This is a genomic window from Ectopseudomonas composti, assembly GCF_900115475.1.
Taxonomy (GTDB): domain Bacteria; phylum Pseudomonadota; class Gammaproteobacteria; order Pseudomonadales; family Pseudomonadaceae; genus Aquipseudomonas; species Aquipseudomonas composti.
The window spans coordinates 277,160-294,024 of sequence record NZ_FOWP01000002.1; the positions used below are offsets into that span (position 1 = coordinate 277,160).

The 16,865-nt window shown below is 62.9% G+C and carries 11 protein-coding genes and 3 tRNA genes; 7 read left to right on the forward strand and 7 right to left on the reverse strand.

What is annotated here, in order from left to right; genetic code table 11:
- Window positions 1-36: 36 nt before the first annotated feature.
- The 4 genes from BM059_RS04975 to BM059_RS04990 all read right to left on the reverse strand — a co-directional run bounded on the left by BM059_RS04975 (window position 37) and on the right by BM059_RS04990 (window position 7,848).
- On the reverse strand, window positions 37-2,787 hold the full coding sequence (locus BM059_RS04975) for a hybrid sensor histidine kinase/response regulator (protein WP_074937111.1): 2,751 nt from the start codon (window positions 2,785-2,787) through the stop codon (window positions 37-39).
- A 159-nt stretch (window positions 2,788-2,946) separates the two neighbouring features.
- The gene (locus BM059_RS04980) at window positions 2,947-4,146 is read right to left on the reverse strand and encodes an osmoprotectant NAGGN system M42 family peptidase (protein WP_037000027.1); all 1,200 of its coding nucleotides are present in this window, start codon (window positions 4,144-4,146) and stop codon (window positions 2,947-2,949) included.
- Window positions 4,147-4,208: 62 nt separating this feature from the next.
- A complete protein-coding gene (gene ngg, locus BM059_RS04985; RefSeq protein ID WP_074937113.1) occupies window positions 4,209-5,948 on the reverse strand; it encodes an N-acetylglutaminylglutamine synthetase in 1,740 nt (579 codons plus the stop codon).
- 130 nt (window positions 5,949-6,078) lie between these two features.
- Window positions 6,079-7,848: an N-acetylglutaminylglutamine amidotransferase gene (locus BM059_RS04990; RefSeq protein WP_074937115.1), complete on the reverse strand. Its 1,770-nt coding sequence runs from the start codon at window positions 7,846-7,848 to the stop codon at window positions 6,079-6,081.
- A 113-nt stretch (window positions 7,849-7,961) separates the two neighbouring features.
- Here BM059_RS04990 and BM059_RS04995 point away from each other — a divergent pair, with 113 nt between their 5' ends.
- From BM059_RS04995 to BM059_RS05010, 4 genes are all read left to right on the forward strand, one after another.
- On the forward strand, window positions 7,962-8,435 hold the full coding sequence (locus BM059_RS04995; RefSeq protein ID WP_037000023.1) for a MarR family winged helix-turn-helix transcriptional regulator: 474 nt from the start codon (window positions 7,962-7,964) through the stop codon (window positions 8,433-8,435).
- Between the two features lie 97 nt (window positions 8,436-8,532).
- Window positions 8,533-8,608: transfer RNA gene (locus tag BM059_RS05000), tRNA-Val, on the forward strand.
- Between the two features lie 35 nt (window positions 8,609-8,643).
- Window positions 8,644-8,720: transfer RNA gene (locus BM059_RS05005), tRNA-Asp, on the forward strand.
- Window positions 8,721-8,827: 107 nt separating this feature from the next.
- Window positions 8,828-8,904 (forward strand) — tRNA-Asp (locus BM059_RS05010).
- 190 nt (window positions 8,905-9,094) lie between these two features.
- Here the strand turns inward: BM059_RS05010 and BM059_RS05015 are convergent.
- Window positions 9,095-10,180 carry an AraC family transcriptional regulator gene (locus BM059_RS05015; protein WP_074937424.1) on the reverse strand — a complete coding sequence of 362 codons (1,086 nt, stop codon included), beginning with the start codon at window positions 10,178-10,180 and terminating at the stop codon, window positions 9,095-9,097.
- On the reverse strand, window positions 10,177-11,202 hold the full coding sequence (locus tag BM059_RS05020) for a carbon-nitrogen hydrolase family protein (protein ID WP_074937117.1): 1,026 nt from the start codon (window positions 11,200-11,202) through the stop codon (window positions 10,177-10,179). The genes BM059_RS05015 and BM059_RS05020 overlap by 4 nt, the downstream gene beginning before the upstream one ends.
- 201 nt (window positions 11,203-11,403) lie before the next feature.
- Here BM059_RS05020 and BM059_RS05025 point away from each other — a divergent pair, with 201 nt between their 5' ends.
- Window positions 11,404-13,437, forward strand: coding sequence for an NADPH-dependent 2,4-dienoyl-CoA reductase (locus tag BM059_RS05025; protein ID WP_074937426.1), 2,034 nt, complete (start codon window positions 11,404-11,406; stop codon window positions 13,435-13,437).
- A 66-nt stretch (window positions 13,438-13,503) separates the two neighbouring features.
- Entirely contained in the window at window positions 13,504-13,935 is a 432-nt protein-coding gene (locus BM059_RS05030; protein ID WP_074937119.1) for a nuclear transport factor 2 family protein, read from the forward strand.
- 8 nt (window positions 13,936-13,943) lie between these two features.
- Here the strand turns inward: BM059_RS05030 and BM059_RS05035 are convergent, their stop codons facing one another.
- Complete coding sequence (locus BM059_RS05035) at window positions 13,944-14,900, reverse strand: TAXI family TRAP transporter solute-binding subunit (RefSeq protein ID WP_074937120.1); 957 nt, start codon at window positions 14,898-14,900, stop codon at window positions 13,944-13,946.
- 597 nt (window positions 14,901-15,497) lie between these two features.
- Between BM059_RS05035 and BM059_RS05040 the strand changes: the two genes are divergently transcribed.
- On the forward strand, window positions 15,498-16,865 hold the full coding sequence (locus BM059_RS05040; protein WP_074937122.1) for a coiled-coil domain-containing protein: 1,368 nt from the start codon (window positions 15,498-15,500) through the stop codon (window positions 16,863-16,865).

A 16,865-nucleotide genomic window follows, 5' to 3' on the forward strand; every position in this document is an offset into this window, starting at 1 on the left:
CATGATAGAGCCAGAGCCGCTGTACTGCGAGATCCGTCAGTGGAGGTTGCCGGGCCGTTTGAGGTGACGCTCCAATGTGCTGTAGAGCAGCCCGCTATCCAGCGGTTTGCCGAGAAAGTCGTCCATGCCGGCGTCCAGACCGTGCTGGCGGTGCTCTTCGAGGATATGCGCGGTCAGCGCGATGATCGGCACGGCGGCGAGTTGCCGGTCACGTTCCAGGCGCCGGATCTGCCGTGTGGCTTCGAAACCGTCCATCACCGGCATCTCGCAATCCATCAGGATCAAATGCACGGCGGCCGGATCGCGGCCGTACTCGTCCACTGCGGCCTGGCCGTCGGTGACCAGGCGCACGCTGTAGCCGCGTTTCTTCAGGAAACCCTGAACCACCAACTGGTTCACCGGGTTGTCTTCGGCCACCAGGATGCAGGGGGCTTCGCTGTTGTCGCTGCGTATTTCTCTGACCAACTGATGTACCTGTGCTCTGGGTTCTTCATACAGCCCGTTCAAGGCCTGTCGTAGCGCGTTGATCGCCACTGGCTGGGCCAGGTGTTGCAGGCGCAGGCCATGGCTCGTCGGTAGTTGCTGGCAGGCCTCGGGTGGGCAGACCAGCAGCACGCGCTGTTGCGGCTGCAACTGGGGCCTGAGTGAATCGAGCCAGTGGTTGACGCCGCCAGGCCAGGGCGCCATCAGCACCAGCAGCGGCGGCGCCGCGAAATCCTCCAGGTAGTCCTGCAGTCGCTCCGGTGTCTGGCAGCGCTCGGTACGCATACCCCAGCGTCCGAGCAGGCGGCTCATGGCATCGAGGCCGAGACCATCGAGGGAGGCGAGCAGGGCGGTGCGCCCGGCCAGTAGGCGGCTGAGCTCGTCGGGCGCTTCCTGTTCGGCCAGCAGTGATATGTCGAAGGCGAAGCGAGTGCCCTGGCCCAGGGTGCTTTGCACCTCGATTTTACCGCCCATCATCTCCACCAGTTCCTTGCTGATGGCCAGGCCCAGGCCGCTGCCGCCATACCGGCGGGTCGTGCTGGAATCGCCCTGGGCGAACGATTCGAACAGTTGCGCCAGGGCCTGCTCGCTGATGCCGATGCCACTGTCGCTGACGGCGAACACCAGATGCGGCTTGCCATGGCTGTCGCTACGGCGGCTGACGCTGACCGCCACATGGCCTTCGGCAGTGAATTTCAGGGCATTGCTGAGCAGGTTCATCAGGATCTGTTTAAGTCGCGTCGGGTCACCCTGAATACGTCGTGGCACACCGTTTTCCAGGCTGACGTAGAGGCGCAGGCGTTTATCCAGCGCCTGGCCGGTAAACAGGCTGAGCGTTTCGGAAATCATGTCTTCCAGATCGAACTCGATCTGCTCCAGGCTGAGCTTGCCGGATTCGATGCGGGCGTAGTCGAGGATGTCGTTGATCACTGCCATCAACGAGCTGCCGGAGCTGGAAATGGTGTCGACGTAGAAGCGCTGGCTACGATCCAGCGGGGTTTCGCGCAGCAGTTGCAGCATGCCCAGTACGCCGTTGAGCGGGGTGCGGATTTCATGGCTCATCTTGGCCAGGAAGCGGCTCTTGGCCTGGCTCTCGAACGCCGCTTGTTCGGCCGCACGCCGCGACTTGAAGCCTTCTTCCTTGAGCAGGTTGATGCGGTCGGCAAGGCCGATGGACAAGGTGATCAGCTCGATGGTCACGCCGATCTTCACTGCCGTGGCGCCGAACACGCCGAATACTTCCAGGCCCAGCGAGCCGGTGGTGGCCTGGATGAAAGCGAACAGCAGGATGGCCCAGGCCAAGGTGTAGTAGGAGCCGTAGCGCACGCCGCGACGCCATACGTAGAGGCCGGTCAGCAGCAGGATCAGCGAAACCAGGGACACGGTGACGCTGGCCAGGATGTTCCAGGCGGCGAAGCCGATCAGCGGTACCGACAGCAGGCAGCCGACGCAGATCAGCATCAGCAGGCGCAGGCCGGTGTCCAGGCGTGGGAAGTATTGACGTGCATGCAGGAAGTGGCGGCTGAACTGGATCGCCGTGAGGCAGTGTACGTACATCAGGATATAGATGCTGACCGACTGGAAGGCCACATGCTCGGGCAGTAGCTTGAACAGCATGCCGTCGAAGCAGGCCGCCAGCAGGCCGACGTTGAGGTTGTAGGCCAGGTACCAGAGGTAGGCCGATTCGCGCAGCGACAGGTAGAGGAACAGGTTGTAGCAGAACATGGCGAACAGCACGCCGTAGAACGCGCCGTTGAAGCCCATAAGGTTTTCCTGCGCTGCGGCGCTGGCACCGTAGGTGGCGAAGAATAGCGGCACGAACACCGTGCTGGTGGTTTCGACGCGGATCAGCAAGGTGCTGACACCGGGCTCCAGCTGCATGGGAAACCAGAAGTTGCGTACCTGCACCGGTCGCTGGGAGAAGGCGAAGTTGTCGCCGCTTTCCTGTTCCAGGCGTTTGCCTTCCGGGTTGATCAGGTGAACCTGTAGATGATCGAGCAGCGGATAGTTGACTTCGAGATAGCCGCCCAGTTGATGGTTCAGTGCATTGACCAGGCGAACCTTGAACCACCACACCGAGGTGTTCTTGCCGAGGTTGGCATGCTCGCCACCAAGACCCTTGAAGGCCTCATCATCCAGCGCCTGCACCTGCTCGACGCTGAGGGCGCCGTTCACGTCCTCGTAGTAACCGGTGTAGGGGCCCAGAGACAGGCGCAGGTCGTCGCTATCGAGCGACGCAGGCGCAAGTGCCCAACTCGGGCAGGCGAGCCAGAACAGCAGCAAGGCCAGAAAGACGCGAGGCATCCGTGAACCTCAGAAGGCCATGGAAGATGGCCGGGGTGTCATGTTCAACGTCGCTTGGCGACGGCCCGAAGGTTGGCCACTGACTGCAGGCCAGAAAAAGGGGAGCTGATGCTCCCCTGTCGTCCTTTCGTGTCACTTTGCCTTTATGCGCTCAAGCCTTCAAGCGTCCCGATCATGTTGGCCCACCAGGCTGTCCACCGGCGGTACACGGGTATCGCTTTCCATCTGCGCGTCGTGCTCCAGTTGATGGCTGAAACGCTCCAGCGAACCCTGTGCCGGTTGCGCATCGCTGGCGAATACCGGTGGGCTCATCATGTAGGCGGTGAGCAGGCGGCTGAGAGCCTTGAGGCTGTCGATATGGGTGCGTTCATAGCCATGAGTCGCATCGCAGCCGAAGGCCAGCAGCGCCGTGCGAATGTCATGGCCGGCGGTGACCGCCGATTGTGCGTCGCTGTGGTAATAGCGGAACAGGTCGCGGCGTACCGGCACTTCCTGTTCGGCGGCCAGGCGCAGCAACTGGCGTGACAGGTGATAGTCATAGGGGCCGCCGGAGTCCTGCATGGCCACGCTGACGGCGTGCTCGCTGGATTGCTGGCCTGGCGCGACCGGAGCGATGTCGATGCCGACGAACTCGCTGACATCCCAGGGCAGGGCCGCGGCGGCGCCGGAGCCGACCTCTTCGGTGATGGTGAACAGCGGGTGGCAGTCGATCATCGGTTGCAGACCGTGGTCGCGAATCGCCTTGAGTGACGCCAGTAGCGCCGCGACGCCCGCCTTGTCGTCGAGGTGGCGGGCACTGATATGGCCGCTCTCGGAAAACTCCGGCAGCGGGTCGAAGGCGACGAAGTCGCCGACACTGACGCCCAGCGAATCGCAATCGGCGCGAGTAGCGCAGTAAGCGTCCAGGCGCAGTTCGACGTGATCCCAGCTTACCGGCATGGTGTCGACGGCGGTGTTGAAGGCATGCCCGGAGGCCATCAGCGGCAGCACGCTACCGCGTATCACACCGTTGTCGGTGAACAGGCTGACGCGGCTGCCCTCGGCGAAACGGCTCGACCAGCAGCCTACCGGGGCCAGGCCGAGGCGGCCGTTGTCCTTGATCTCGCGGACGATGGCACCAATGGTGTCCAGGTGTACGGACACCGCGCGATCGAAGCGCTCGTATTCGCTCTGGCGTCCGCGCAGGGTGGCGCGGATGGTGCCACGGCGAGTCAGCTCGAAGGGGATTTCAAGCTCTTCGAGGCGCTCGGCGACATAGCGCACGATGGTGTCGGTGAAACCAGTGGGGCTGGGGATGGCAAGCATCTCCAGCAGCACCTTCTGCATGTAGTCGAGATCGGGTTCGGGTAGTTGTTGCATGCAAGCTCCTCGGCGTTCGAGTTTCCCCTCTCCCTGTGCGGGAGAGGGCCGGGGGAGAAGGCTCAGCTCGGTGTCTGGCTGAGCGGGAACAGCAGATCGACGAAGCGTTCGGCGGTTGGCTGCGGCTCGTGGTTGGCCAGGCCAGCGCGCTCGTTGGCTTCGATGAATACGTACTCTGGCTGATCGGCCGCGGGCACCAGCAGGTCGAGGCCGACAACTGGAATCTCCAGGGCGCGCGCGGCTTTGATGGCTGCATCGCGCAGTGTCGGATGAAGGATTGTGGTGACGTCCTCCAGGGTTCCACCGGTGTGCAGGTTGGCAGTCTTGCGCACCGCCAGGCGTTCGCCTGCTGGCAACACGCTGTCATAGTCGAGGCCGGCGCCATGCAGGGTACGCAGGGTTTCAGCATCCTTGGGGATACGGCTTTCGCCACCGGTGGCAGCCTGGCGTCGACGGCTCTGGGCGTCGATCAGCTTGCCGATGCTGTGGCGACCATCACCGATGATCTCGGCCGGGCGGCGGATGGCGGCCGCCACGACTTCGTAGCCGATCACCAGTACACGCAGGTCATGACCTTCGTGGTAGCTCTCCAGCAGCACGCGCTGGTCGAACACGCGGGCACGCTCGATGGCTTCCTGCACCTCGCCTGGCGTGCGCAGATCGACCGCTACGCCCTGGCCTTGTTCGCCATCGACTGGCTTGACCACCACCGCGCCATGCTCGGCGAGAAAGGCGGCGTTGTCCTCGGCGCTGGCGGCCAGGCGCTGGGCCGGCACGCTGAGGTCGGCGCGCGACAGGGCGCGGTGAGTCAGGCGCTTGTCCTGGCACAGGGTCATGCTCACCGCGCTGGTCAGATCGCACAGCGATTCGCGACAGCGGATACGGCGCCCGCCGTGGCTGAGGGTGAACAGCCCGGCTTCGGCATCATCCACCTGAACTTCGATACCACGGCGCAGCGCTTCGTCGACGATGATGCGTGCGTAGGGATTGAGCTCGGCCTGCGGACCAGGACCGAGGAATAGAGGTTGGTTGATGCCGTTCTTGCGTTTGATGCTGAAAATCTGCAACTCGCGAAAGCCGAGCTTGGCGTAAAGCTTCTTGGCCTGCTTGTTGTCGTGCAGCACCGATAGGTCGAGGTAGCTCAGGCCGCGGCTCATGCCGTGTTCGATCAGGTGGCGTACCAGTACTTCGCCGACACCCGGACGGCTGCATTGCGGATCGACCGCCAGGCACCAGAGGCTGCTGCCGTTCTCCGGGTCACGGAAGGCGCGCTGGTGGTTGAGGCCCATGACGCTGCCGATCACCGCACCGCTGTCTTCGTCCTCGGCTAACCAGTAAGTCGGGCCGCCTTCGTTGTAGGGCGTGAGTTTGTTCGGGTCGATCGGCAGCATGCCGCGGGTCTGGTACAGGCAGTTGATCGCCTGCCAGTCGGCGTCGTTCTGCGCCCGGCGAATACGGAAACCACGGAAGCTGCGGCGCGCCGGGCGGTAGTCAGTAAACCACAGGCGCAGCGTGTCGGAGGGGTCGAGGAACAGTTGCTGCGGCGCATGCGCCAGTACCTGGTGCGGGGCGGCCACGTACAGGGCGATGTCACGTTCACCAGGCTGTTCGTCCAGCAGGGATTCGGCCAGCGCGGTGGCATCGGGATAGGTATGACCGATCAGCAAGCGTCCCCAGCCGCAATGAATGGCTTGTGGCTGGCTGGGCTGGCTGGTGTGATCCTCGGCCAGACGTGCCTGCAGGCGCTCGTAGGAAGGTGTCTGACCGCGCAGCAAGCGTTGGTTGAAGGCAGTGGAGCGCATGGAATAATCCCTGTCCGTGTTCATTACGTCCGGTCTGAGCCGGATCGTCATTGAGTCGCGACACATCCCGGCTTTAACGGGCTATGACTATTGATCCTGCAGGAGCGGCCCGAGGGCCGCTCCATGTGAGTTACAGGCCCTGTTCGCTCAGCCACAGATTGAGCGCCGCCAGTTGCCACAGCTTGGACCCACGCAGCGGCGTGAGCTGGCCCTGCGGGTTAGTCAGCAACTGATCGAGCATGGTCGGGTTGAACAGGCCGCGATCCTGGCTAGGGTCAAGCAGCAGGTCGCGTACCCAGCCGAGGGTGGCGCCCTCCAGGTGCTTGAGACCCGGCACCGGGAAATAGCCTTTGGGCCGGTCGATCACCTCACCGGGGATGACCTTGCGCGCGGCTTCCTTGAGCACGTACTTGCCGCCTTCTGGCAGTTTGAACTGCGCGGGAATGCGCGCCGACAGCTCAGCCACGCGGTAGTCGAGAAACGGCGTGCGCGCTTCCAGGCCCCAGGCCATGGTCATGTTGTCCACGCGTTTGACCGGGTCGTCGACCAGCATCACCGTGCTGTCCAGGCGCAGGGCCTTGTCCACCGCAGCCTCGGCACCGGGCATGGCGAAGTGCTCGCGAACGAACTCGCCAGCCATGTCGCCGGTCAGCCAGGCCGGCTGTACGCAGGCGGCGTACTCGTCATGCTCACGGTCGAAGAAGGCCGCGCGATAGGCGGCGAAGGCATCCTCGGCGCCATCGACCTGCGGGTACCAGTGGTAGCCGGCGAACAGCTCGTCAGCGCCCTGGCCGCTTTGCACCACCTTGCAGTGCTTGGCGACTTCGCGAGAGAGCAGGTAGAAGGCGATGCAGTCGTGGCTGACCATCGGCTCGCTCATGGCGCGGAAGGCCTGCGGCAGTTCCTCGAGAATCTCGTGCTCGCCGATGCGCAGTTGGTGGTGGCGGGTGCCGAAATGCTGGGCGATCAGATCCGAATACTGGAATTCGTCGCCACGTTCGCCGCCGGCATCCTGGAAGCCGATGGAAAAGGTCAGCAGGTTTTCCACGCCAGCTTCACGCAGCAGGCCGACCAGCATGCTCGAGTCGACACCACCAGAGAGCAGCACGCCGACGTCCACCGCAGCGCGCTGACGAATCTCTACCGCTTCGCGCATGGTCTGCAGCGTGCGGTCGCGCCACTCTTCAAAGCCGTAGCCCACTTCCTCGCCCTGCGGGCCGAACTGCAGTGCCCACCAGGTTTTCTGCTCGACCTTGCCGTCGGCATCGATGCGCATCCAGGTGGCTGGCGGCAGCTTTTCAACGCCAGCCAGGATGGTGCGCTGAGCGGGCACCACGGCATGGAAGTTCAAATAGTGGTTGAGGGCGACGGCGTCCAGCGTCTTGGCGATATCACCACCCTTCAGCAGCGCTGGCAGCGACGAGGCGAAGCGTAGGCGCTCGCCAGTGCGCGACAGGTACAGTGGTTTGACGCCGAGACGGTCACGGGCGATGAACAGGCTTTGCTTGTCACGCTCCCAGACAGCGAACGCGAACATGCCGTTGAGCTTGGGCAGCAGAGCTTCACCCCAGGCGTGATAGCCCTTGAGCAGCACTTCGGTGTCACCGCCGGAGAAGAAGCGATAACCCAGCGTCTCCAGTTCGGCACGCAGCTCGGGGTAGTTGTAAACGGCGCCGTTGAACACCATGGACAGGCCGAGATCGCTGTCGATCATCGGCTGGCCTGAAGCTTCCGCCAGATCCATGATCTTCAGGCGGCGATGGCCCAGAGCGATGGGGCCCTGACTATGAAAGCCATGGGCGTCGGGGCCGCGAGGGGCCAGGTGGTGGGTGATGCGCTCGACTGCCGCCAGGTCCGCGGGGCGTCGATCAAAACGTAGTTCTCCAGCTATTCCGCACATAGTTCCTTACCGGTATTGCCGTTGGGGATGGTGGTTCGGATAGCCCGAACCTTTTACACCAAAACAAGAAAATGCTTTCATGTCAAAGTTTTGGTTAATGTGTATTGGTGCTTATGAGTGATAAAAAAGTTCCTGGTGAAATAGATTTGTCATCTGTCATGGCCTTCGAGATGCCGCTGTTCCAGGCTCTGCGGCGCCTGCAGCAGGCAGGGGAGGTGCACGCCAAGCGCCTCGCTCGTTTTGGCGGGCTGACGCCCATGCAGTTGATGGTGCTGCAGGTACTGGCCAGCGAGACACGAATGACTGCCAGCGTGCTCAGCAGCCGCGTCAGCCTCACCGCAGCGACGCTTTCTGGTCTGCTCGATCGTCTTGAGGAGCATGGTCTGTTACAGCGTCAACGCGACGATCAGGATCGCCGGCGCCAATGGCTGCTGATCAGCGCTGCCGGGCGCGAGCTGATCCAGCAGGCACCTTCGCTGATGCCGCCGGAATTCAATCAGCGGTTTGCCGCCTTGGCCGACTGGGAGCGCCACAGCCTGACCGCAGCGTTGCTGCGTGCCGCAGAACTCTGTGGGGAGATGGAATGAGGCGCGATGGTGAGCCTGCCTTTTTCAGAAAAAATTCAAGCAGGGTGTTGACTTAGCATCGCTGCCTGCATAAAGTGCGCGCCTCGCTAAGGCACATGGGTGATTAGCTCAGCCGGGAGAGCATCTGCCTTACAAGCAGAGGGTCGGCGGTTCGATCCCGTCATCACCCACCATAGCCTCAGTGAGAAGGACGAAAGTCCACCGACGCGCAGCGGTAGTTCAGTCGGTTAGAATACCGGCCTGTCACGCCGGGGGTCGCGGGTTCGAGTCCCGTCCGCTGCGCCATTATTTCCAAGATCGACACATCGTCGGTTTGAGATGGCAAGTCCCGCAAGGGCGCCATCAGATGCAGTAGAGATTCAAGAGTTTCTGGACGAAAGTCCAACCGACACGCAGCGGTAGTTCAGTCGGTTAGAATACCGGCCTGTCACGCCGGGGGTCGCGGGTTCGAGTCCCGTCCGCTGCGCCATAATACGAAACCCGTTGATCGCAAGATCAACGGGTTTTTTATTGCCTGTCATTCAGGGAAATCGCCCTGCGGCTTTTCGTCATCTTGTCTTCACACTGACAACGTAGCTTGCTGACGAAAGATGAAATACCCCAGGAGAACGCCCGATGGATGACTATCAGGAAGAGCTGCTCGAACGTGACACCCTCGATCAGGACATGCCCGACGTCGAGAACGACGCCACCGAACTCTGAGCTTCGCCAGCGGCTCGACGCTGTGCGCGCCGGTAGTCGCCCGGTGTATGCCCGAGCCAGCGTTTGAAGGCGCGCTGGAAGGCTTCGGCCGAGGCGAAGCCGAGCAGATAGGCGATCTCGCCAAAGGCCAGTTCGGTATCTCGGATGTAGGCCGTGGCCAGGTCGCGGCGGGTGTCGTTAAGAATGGTGCGAAATTGCGCGCCTTCCTCGGCCAGCTTGCGTCGTAGCGTCCAGCTCGGCAGGTGCAGGCTGCGTGCGACTTCCTCCAGGTCCGGCTCATGGCCGTGCAGCAAGGGCCCTAGTAGCTGGATGACTCGCTCGCGCAGGCTACGCGTGCGGGTTAGCTGCTCCAGTTCGCGTTCGCACAATTCCAGCAGATGCCGCCAGGTGCCAGGGCAATGCTGCGGATTACGCAGGGCCAGAGTTTCGCTGCTCAGACGCAGACGATTGGCGCCGCTGGCGAACTCCACGGGGCAGCCGAACAGGGGCTCGTAACGCGCGCTGTAGTCCGGCGCCGGAAATTCGATTTCCACTTTGTCCGCGATGATGCGGCGGTCGACCACCTGGCCGAGGTTGGTCTGCCAGCCGGCCAGCACCGAATCCACCACAAAGCGGTTGTAGGCGTTGTAGGGGCTGATGGAATAGAAATGCAGCCAGGCGCCACGGGCATCCTCGCTGAAGCCCGAACGGCCGCGATAATTGGCGGCATAAAGGGGTTCGAAGCGGGTTAGGGTGCGTGCCGCTTCGCGCAGATCAGGCGCTTGCGCGGCGCAGATGCCGGCCAGGCCAACTTGGCTCAGGCGGCTGTGGCGGCCCATGTCCAGGCCCATGGCTGGGTTTTCGCACAGGGCTATGGCGCTATGGCCAAGGCGCATGAAGCGCGGGATCGACAGGCGCTCGCGTGGGGCACTCAGGCGCGCAGTATCCAGGCCGAACTGTTCCAGCAGGGGCTCGGGGCGCTGGCCTTGCTCGCGCACCGCGTCGGCCAGCGCCTGGGTGAAACCGACGGAGAGATCGCCGAGGCGAACGCGTGATACTTTCATAGCCATAGATTGATCAGTTGCGCGCCGTGCTCGCTGGCGCCGTGTTCGCTGTGACCGGCATCGAAGGCGAGCGCCTGGGGCTGGCCGTTGCGCTCCCACAATCTGCCGCGCAGGTGAACTTGTAGCCCGGCACGAACGCCGTGGCTCAGCAGCTGCTCGTTAAGGTGGTCGCCGTCTGTCTGGCTGTCCAGGTCGCTGGGTATTGCCAGAAGCTCGATGGTTTCACCGTTACCCGTGCGTGCCTGGCGCAGCTGGTGCATGTCGCCGCCAAGTAGCACGCCGAGACGACCTGCCGGAGTATCCAGTACCTGCACGGCATCGGCTGCTTCGGTGGTAAGTGCGCCTGCACTGAAGGCGTAGCGTTGTGGCTGGCCCAAAGGGTTTCCAGCCCGATCGAAGACCAGGCTGGCGTTGTACAGCGGGCCGCGGCCGATTTCGAGTCGACCCCGCTCCACACGAGGCTCGGGTAGGACGATGGAGCCCGCCACCAAGGTGATCTGGTAGTCGCGCGCCAGGTCGCCGAACAATGCCTGGTAATCACGCGCCATGGCCTTGGCTTTGGTCCGCAGCATGGCATCGTTCAGGCGTGCGTCACTGCCCGCGCTCAACAATGCAGCAAGAAAGTCCAGCGGGTTGCTGGCGGCTAGCCAGTGCATGGCCTGCCTGCGCTCGGCGGCGCGGTAGAGCTCTTCCTTCTCGCCAACGGCCAGCAGCCAGGTACCGATATGTTCGGGCAGCACGACGACGGTGCGCTCGTTGAGCATGCCCTGGTCTCGGGCGTGATCGAGGTAGGCGGCCAGTTTCAGGCGCAGGCGAGCGAGGCTCTGGTAGTCCGCCGCGAACAGTTCCGGCTGGATGCCCAGCAAGTTACCGCGCGGGCCGGGTTCGCCGATATCGAGCGCGACCTGGCTGCGCAGATCGGAAAGATAGTGGCTGCTGGGGCGCTGCTCGATCCAGTAGGCGTAGCTGCCAAGAGCGGTCAGCAGTGCGAGCGCGAGTAGAAGGGTGATCAGTAGGCGCATTTGGTTTTTTCGGTTTGATTGCGGTGCAGGTTAGGTCGGTAGAGCCGCGCTGCCAATATCTATTGCTAGTTTTGATCATTATCTTGTTAGTTTTGATCATTGAGCATGGTTGGCAGCCTCTTTATCGTCTGGCTCCATAACCGACCGCGTGACCATGAGACCGCGGCAATCCGTGAACTGCACCGCGATGTGGAGAATTCCATGACTGCTCGTTACCCGCACCTGCTGGCCCCGCTCGATCTCGGCTTCACCACGCTGAGCAACCGTACACTGATGGGCTCCATGCACACTGGCCTGGAAGAGAAGCCGGGTGGCTTCGAGCGCATGGCCGCTTATTTCGCCGAGCGCGCTCGTGGCGGCGTCGGCCTGATGGTCACCGGCGGCATTGGCCCGAACGAAGAGGGCGGCGTGTATTCCGGAGCGGCCAAGTTGAGCACGGTGGAAGAGGCCGAGAAGCACAAGGTCGTCACCCAGGCCGTGCACGAGGCGGGCGGCAAGATCTGCATGCAGATCCTGCATGCCGGGCGTTATGCCTACAGCCCCAAGTCCGTGGCGCCGAGCGCCATCCAGGCGCCGATCAACCCGTTCAAGCCGCGTGAACTGGATGAGGAAGGCATCGAGAAGCAGATCGCCGACTTCGTCAATTGCGCGGCGCTGGCCCAGCAGGCCGGCTACGACGGTGTCGAGGTGATGGGCTCGGAAGGCTACTTCATCAACCAGTTCCTGGTTGCCCACACCAACCACCGTACCGACCGCTGGGGTGGCAGCTACGAGAATCGCATGCGCCTGCCGGTGGAAATCGTCCGTCGCGTGCGCGAGGCGGTGGGGCCGAACTTCATCATCATCTATCGCCTGTCGATGCTCGATCTGGTCGAGGGCGGCAGCACCTGGGACGAGATCGTACTGCTGGCCAAGGCCATCGAGCAGGCCGGCGCGACGATCATCAACACCGGTATCGGCTGGCACGAAGCGCGTATCCCGACCATTGCCACCAAGGTGCCGCGCGCGGCCTTCACCAAGGTCACCGCCAAGCTCAAGGACGAGGTGTCGATCCCGCTGATCACCACCAACCGCATCAACACCCCGGAAGTTGCCGAGCAGGTGCTGGCCGAGGGCGATGCCGACATGGTGTCGATGGCGCGTCCGTTCCTCGCTGACCCGGACTTCGTCAACAAGGCCGCCGAAGGTCGCGCCGACGAAATCAACACCTGCATCGGCTGCAACCAGGCCTGCCTGGACCACACCTTCGGCGGCAAGCTGACCAGCTGCCTGGTCAACCCGCGTGCCTGCCACGAGACCGAGCTCAATTACATCCCCACCACCACGGTGAAGAAAATCGCCGTGGTCGGTGCCGGCCCTGCCGGGCTGGCCGCGTCCACCGTCGCCGCCGAGCGCGGCCACAGCGTGACCTTGTTCGATTCGGCCAGTGAGATCGGCGGCCAGTTCAACGTGGCCAAACGCGTGCCGGGCAAGGAAGAGTTCTTCGAGACCCTGCGCTACTTCAAGCGCAAGCTGGAAACCACCGGCGTCGACGTGCGCCTGAACACCCGCGTGTCTGTGGACGATCTGCTCAAGGGCGGCTTCGACGAGATCATTCTGGCTACCGGTATCGCCCCGCGTACCCCGGAGATTCCGGGTATTGGCCATGCCAAGGTGATCAGCTACCTGGATGCGATTCTCGAGCGCAAGCCGGTCGGGCAGAAGGTCGCGGTGATCGGTGCTGGCGGCATCGGCTTCGACGTGTCCGAATTCATCACCCATCAGGGCAAGGCCACCAGCCTCGACCGTGATGAGTTCTGGAAGGAGTGGGGCATCGATACCGCGCTTGAGGCCCGTGGTGGTGTGGCGGGCGTCGCAGCGCATCCGCACCCGGCAGCGCGTCAGGTGTTCCTGTTGCAACGCAAGAAGTCCAAGGTCGGCGACGGCCTGGGCAAGACCACCGGCTGGATTCATCGCACCGGCCTGAAGAACAAGAACGTGCAGATGCTCAACAGCGTCGAGTACGTGCAGGTCGACGATGCCGGCCTGCATATCCGTATCGCCGGTGGCGAGGAGCAGGTGCTGCCGGTCGATACCGTAATCGTCTGCGCCGGCCAGGACCCGCTGCGTGAACTGCAGGACGGTCTGGAGAGCGCCGGTCAGCGCGTGCACCTGGTCGGCGGCGCGGATGTCGCCGCCGAGCTCGATGCCAAGCGGGCGATCAACCAAGGGTCGCGCCTGGCGGCCGAACTCTGATCGAACCAACGCCCCGCCTAGTGTGGGGCGTTGGCTATCTGGCCTGACAACAACGAGGAGAAGCCGATGTCTCTCAATACCCAACTGCATCCTGCCGCCGCGGCCAGTCTGGAGCGCTGGCATCAGTTCGTCGCCGCCAAGGACTTGAGCGCTTTGCCCGAGTTGCTGCACCCGCAGGCGGTGTTTCGCTCACCCATGGCGCACACTCCGTATCCGGGCGCGCAGGTGGTCAACCTGATCCTCAATACCGTGCTCAAGGTGTTCGAGGACTTCGCCTATCACCGCGAGCTGTCCACGGCCGACGGCCTGAATGTCGTGCTGGAGTTCTCTGCGCGGGTCGGCGGGCGCGAGCTGAAGGGCATCGACATGATTCGTTTCGACGACTCGGGGCGAATCGTCGAGTTCGAGGTAATGGTCCGCCCCATGAGTGGCCTGCAGGCGCTCGGCGCCGAGATGGCGCAGCGCCTGGCGCCTTTTCTGGCCGCCACCAAGGGTTGAGGTGCGCGCTATTTGAGAACGCCCACTTCTCGATAGAAACGCTCGGCGCCGGGATGCAGTGGAATCGGCAGACCATTGGTCGCCTGTTCCAGCCTGATGCCCTTGGCGGCCGGGTGCGCTTCGGCCAGGCGGTCGAGGTTCTCGAAGAGCAACTTGGTCATCTGATAGGCCATGGCGTCGGAAACACTGGTTTGGCTGACCAGAACGTTGGTGATGGTTGCCGTCGTCACGTCGCGGGTCTGGCCTTTGTAGGTGCCAGCAGGAATGGTGCCCGACTGATAGGCACTGCTGCCGATGCGGGATACCACCTGCTGCGGAATGGTGACGAAGGTGATTGGTACGCGCTCGGCCAGGTCGCGAATCGCCGCCATGCCCAGGCCGGCCGACTGCAGGGTCGCGTCCAGTTGGCCTTTCTCGATCAGTTCGACCGATTCGGCATAGGGCTTGAACTCGACGTGGCCCATGTCGCTATAGCTCAGTCCGGCGGCTTTGAAAATGGCCCTGGCGTTGAGTTCGGTGCCCGAGCGCGGCGCCCCGACGGAAATACGTTTGCCGCGCAGATCTTCCAGGCTGGTGATCCCCGATGCCTGGCTGGCGACGATCTGGATGTAGTTCGGGTAGATTCCGGCAATGGCGCGCAGGCGGTCACGCGGCGCTCTGAAACCCGCTTCTTCATCGCCTTTCCAGGCATCGGCCACCGAGTCGCCGAGGGCGAAGGCCAGCTGTCCGCGGGCGATCTGCAGCAGGTTGAGGTTCTCCACCGAGGCCTTGGTGGCGCGCACGCTGGTGGTGGAGTCTGGGATGTTCTCGCTGTAAAGCTCGGACAGGCTCATGCCCAGTGGGTAATAGACGCCACTGGTGCCGCCGGTGAGGATGTTGATGGGGGTTGGATTGGCATGAGCGTTGGGGCTGTTGGCCAGAATCGCGGCAGCAGCGAGCAGGCCAAGACGCTTGGCTAAGCGCATGGGGAGTTCTCCGTTGTTGTTATTTTCCTGGGCTGAAAGGTGTCAGCGTTGTGCGGGCGGTTTTCTTCTGCTGACCGAGGGGCGCGTCAACTGGGCGGGGCAGGGGGCGTTGGCAGGGAAAAGTTGGCAGAGCATGGCTGACCTCTTGTCTTTTTTATCAGTCCGGCCGCGCGATTGGTACGCGGGCTCACTCGAGCTGAGCAGATGACGTGCCAGGTTGTCCGACCACTGTTCTAGAGCGGGCGGGTGAATCGCTTTTGGCTTTTGTAGGCGGAAGTTCGCTTATATATCTTCAGTGGATAGCAAGAATCCGCCGATCAGAAGGTGGCTTGGCTCGATGAACCGGCCGAGCGTTTCTTGGCGGAGGCCTTGCTGGCGACGGGGGATTACTTTCCGCTCTTGTCACATTTTTGCCTCTGCGATGATCTTTCCGGCCTGGCTCGCAGACTGAGTGCCAACCCAGTCACATTGCTCTGGTTCGGTTTTCCCCTAGACTTGCCTGACCTGTCAGGGACGATATTCCGTGCCAGCGCATTCACTGCACCGGCACGCGACTACGTGCGCGCATATTTCCCCGGTTGGTCCAGAGGGCCCTCAATGAGCATGCAGAACAAGCCGCAGATGGTGGAAGCCGTGATGTTCTTCAGTGAACGCGGTATCTGCAAACAGATGATGTTCCCTGAGTTCGAAGCTTTGCTCGACGGCGTGGTGAACATGCCCGAATTCGCCGACGAGCAGATGCGCGCGGTGTTCGTGGTTATCAACCCGCGCCTGCTGGTCAGGGCGGCGGTGTTCTTCTTTCTGGACTTCGACGAGGATGGCCGCCCCGACAAGGGCTGGAACATTCCGCTGCAGCACCTGGCCGAACGTGCCGGTCGTGGCCCTGATCTCGGTGCGGGGCCGATACGCTTGGCCTGTCGCAGCCAGTGCCCGGTCTCCTGGCACCAGATGCATCTGTGGGACCCCAGTCTGGCGCCGGGGCAGAATGATCTGGTACTGCTGCGCGATGCCGCCAAGCGCAACCAGCTTGGGTTGCTGGTCGAGGACGACAGTGCCCAGGCGGTGGTCGCCGAGCGCTTGCAGGTGGCTTCTGAAGACAAATGGTATGCGCCTGATCCAGCCAAGGAAGTGGCCGACCAGTTGGCGCAGAAAATGGATCAGGAGCACCGCGCCAAGACCGCGCAACTGATTCAGCAGCAGCGCCTGCGTATCACCAGCCTGACCCAGCAACATGAGGACGAGCTGGCCAAGCTCAAGCTGGCCGGTGAGGAGCAGAGCAAGAACCTGCAGGCGCAGTTGCATGGGCTGCACCAGGCCCTGCGCCAACAGGAAGAACTCAATGCCAATCTCAAAGCGCAGCTGGCCGCCCAGGCAGAAAGCTTCCAGAGCAGCCGCGAGGAAATGATGCAGCAACTGCGCGCGCTCGAACGCCATGGTCGTACCGAGGGCGACATCCTGCGTGCGCAGCTCGATGGCGAAATGCGCGCCAAGGTTGCTGCGGCGGTAGCTGAGTACAAGGAGCAGGTCGCCGTACGTGACGTCGAACTGGCCTATCGCAACGAGCTGGATGCCCAGCTGCAGGCTGAGGTCGAGCGCCTCAAGCGAGAGCGCGATACCTTTGCCAGCCAGGGCAGTGACCAGGTGCTGGAGCGCCTGGCCAAGCTCGGTGTGGTGTTCGTTGTGTACCATCCCGGCGCCGGGCACCTGACCATTGCGCTGCAGGATGTTGCCCGCTATCAGGACAACCCCATGGCCTACGCTGCCAGCAAATGTTTCGTTTCCGAAGAGCAATATCGTCACTGGTTGGCGCACTATCAACAGCCTAGCTGCGATGCGAGATTGCCGGGTGGTGAGCGTTGCGCCATCCCCATCGACCGTGTCGATACGCCCAGTCGGTTCACCCTGGGTGACTCGAACTGCTGCGCGCGGCACAAGGCGAGTAGCCGTCTGCGAACCGTCAGCTGA

Bases quoted from the DNA above. Each gene is read 5' to 3' on its own strand.
- BM059_RS05025 (WP_074937426.1), top strand. From the start codon at position 11,404: ATGACTGCTCGTTACCCGCACCTGCTGGCCCCGCTCGATCTCGGCTTC.
- ngg (WP_074937113.1), bottom strand. From the start codon at position 5,948: ATGCGCTCCACTGCCTTCAACCAACGCTTGCTGCGCGGTCAGACACCT.
- BM059_RS05040 (WP_074937122.1), top strand. From the start codon at position 15,498: ATGAGCATGCAGAACAAGCCGCAGATGGTGGAAGCCGTGATGTTCTTC.
- BM059_RS05015 (WP_074937424.1), bottom strand. From the start codon at position 10,180: ATGAAAGTATCACGCGTTCGCCTCGGCGATCTCTCCGTCGGTTTCACC.
- BM059_RS04975 (WP_074937111.1), bottom strand. From the start codon at position 2,787: ATGCCTCGCGTCTTTCTGGCCTTGCTGCTGTTCTGGCTCGCCTGCCCG.
- BM059_RS05030 (WP_074937119.1), top strand. From the start codon at position 13,504: ATGTCTCTCAATACCCAACTGCATCCTGCCGCCGCGGCCAGTCTGGAG.
- BM059_RS05035 (WP_074937120.1), bottom strand. From the start codon at position 14,900: ATGCGCTTAGCCAAGCGTCTTGGCCTGCTCGCTGCTGCCGCGATTCTG.
- BM059_RS04995 (WP_037000023.1), top strand. From the start codon at position 7,962: ATGAGTGATAAAAAAGTTCCTGGTGAAATAGATTTGTCATCTGTCATG.
- BM059_RS04980 (WP_037000027.1), bottom strand. From the start codon at position 4,146: ATGCAACAACTACCCGAACCCGATCTCGACTACATGCAGAAGGTGCTG.
- BM059_RS05020 (WP_074937117.1), bottom strand. From the start codon at position 11,202: ATGCGCCTACTGATCACCCTTCTACTCGCGCTCGCACTGCTGACCGCT.
- BM059_RS04990 (WP_074937115.1), bottom strand. From the start codon at position 7,848: ATGTGCGGAATAGCTGGAGAACTACGTTTTGATCGACGCCCCGCGGAC.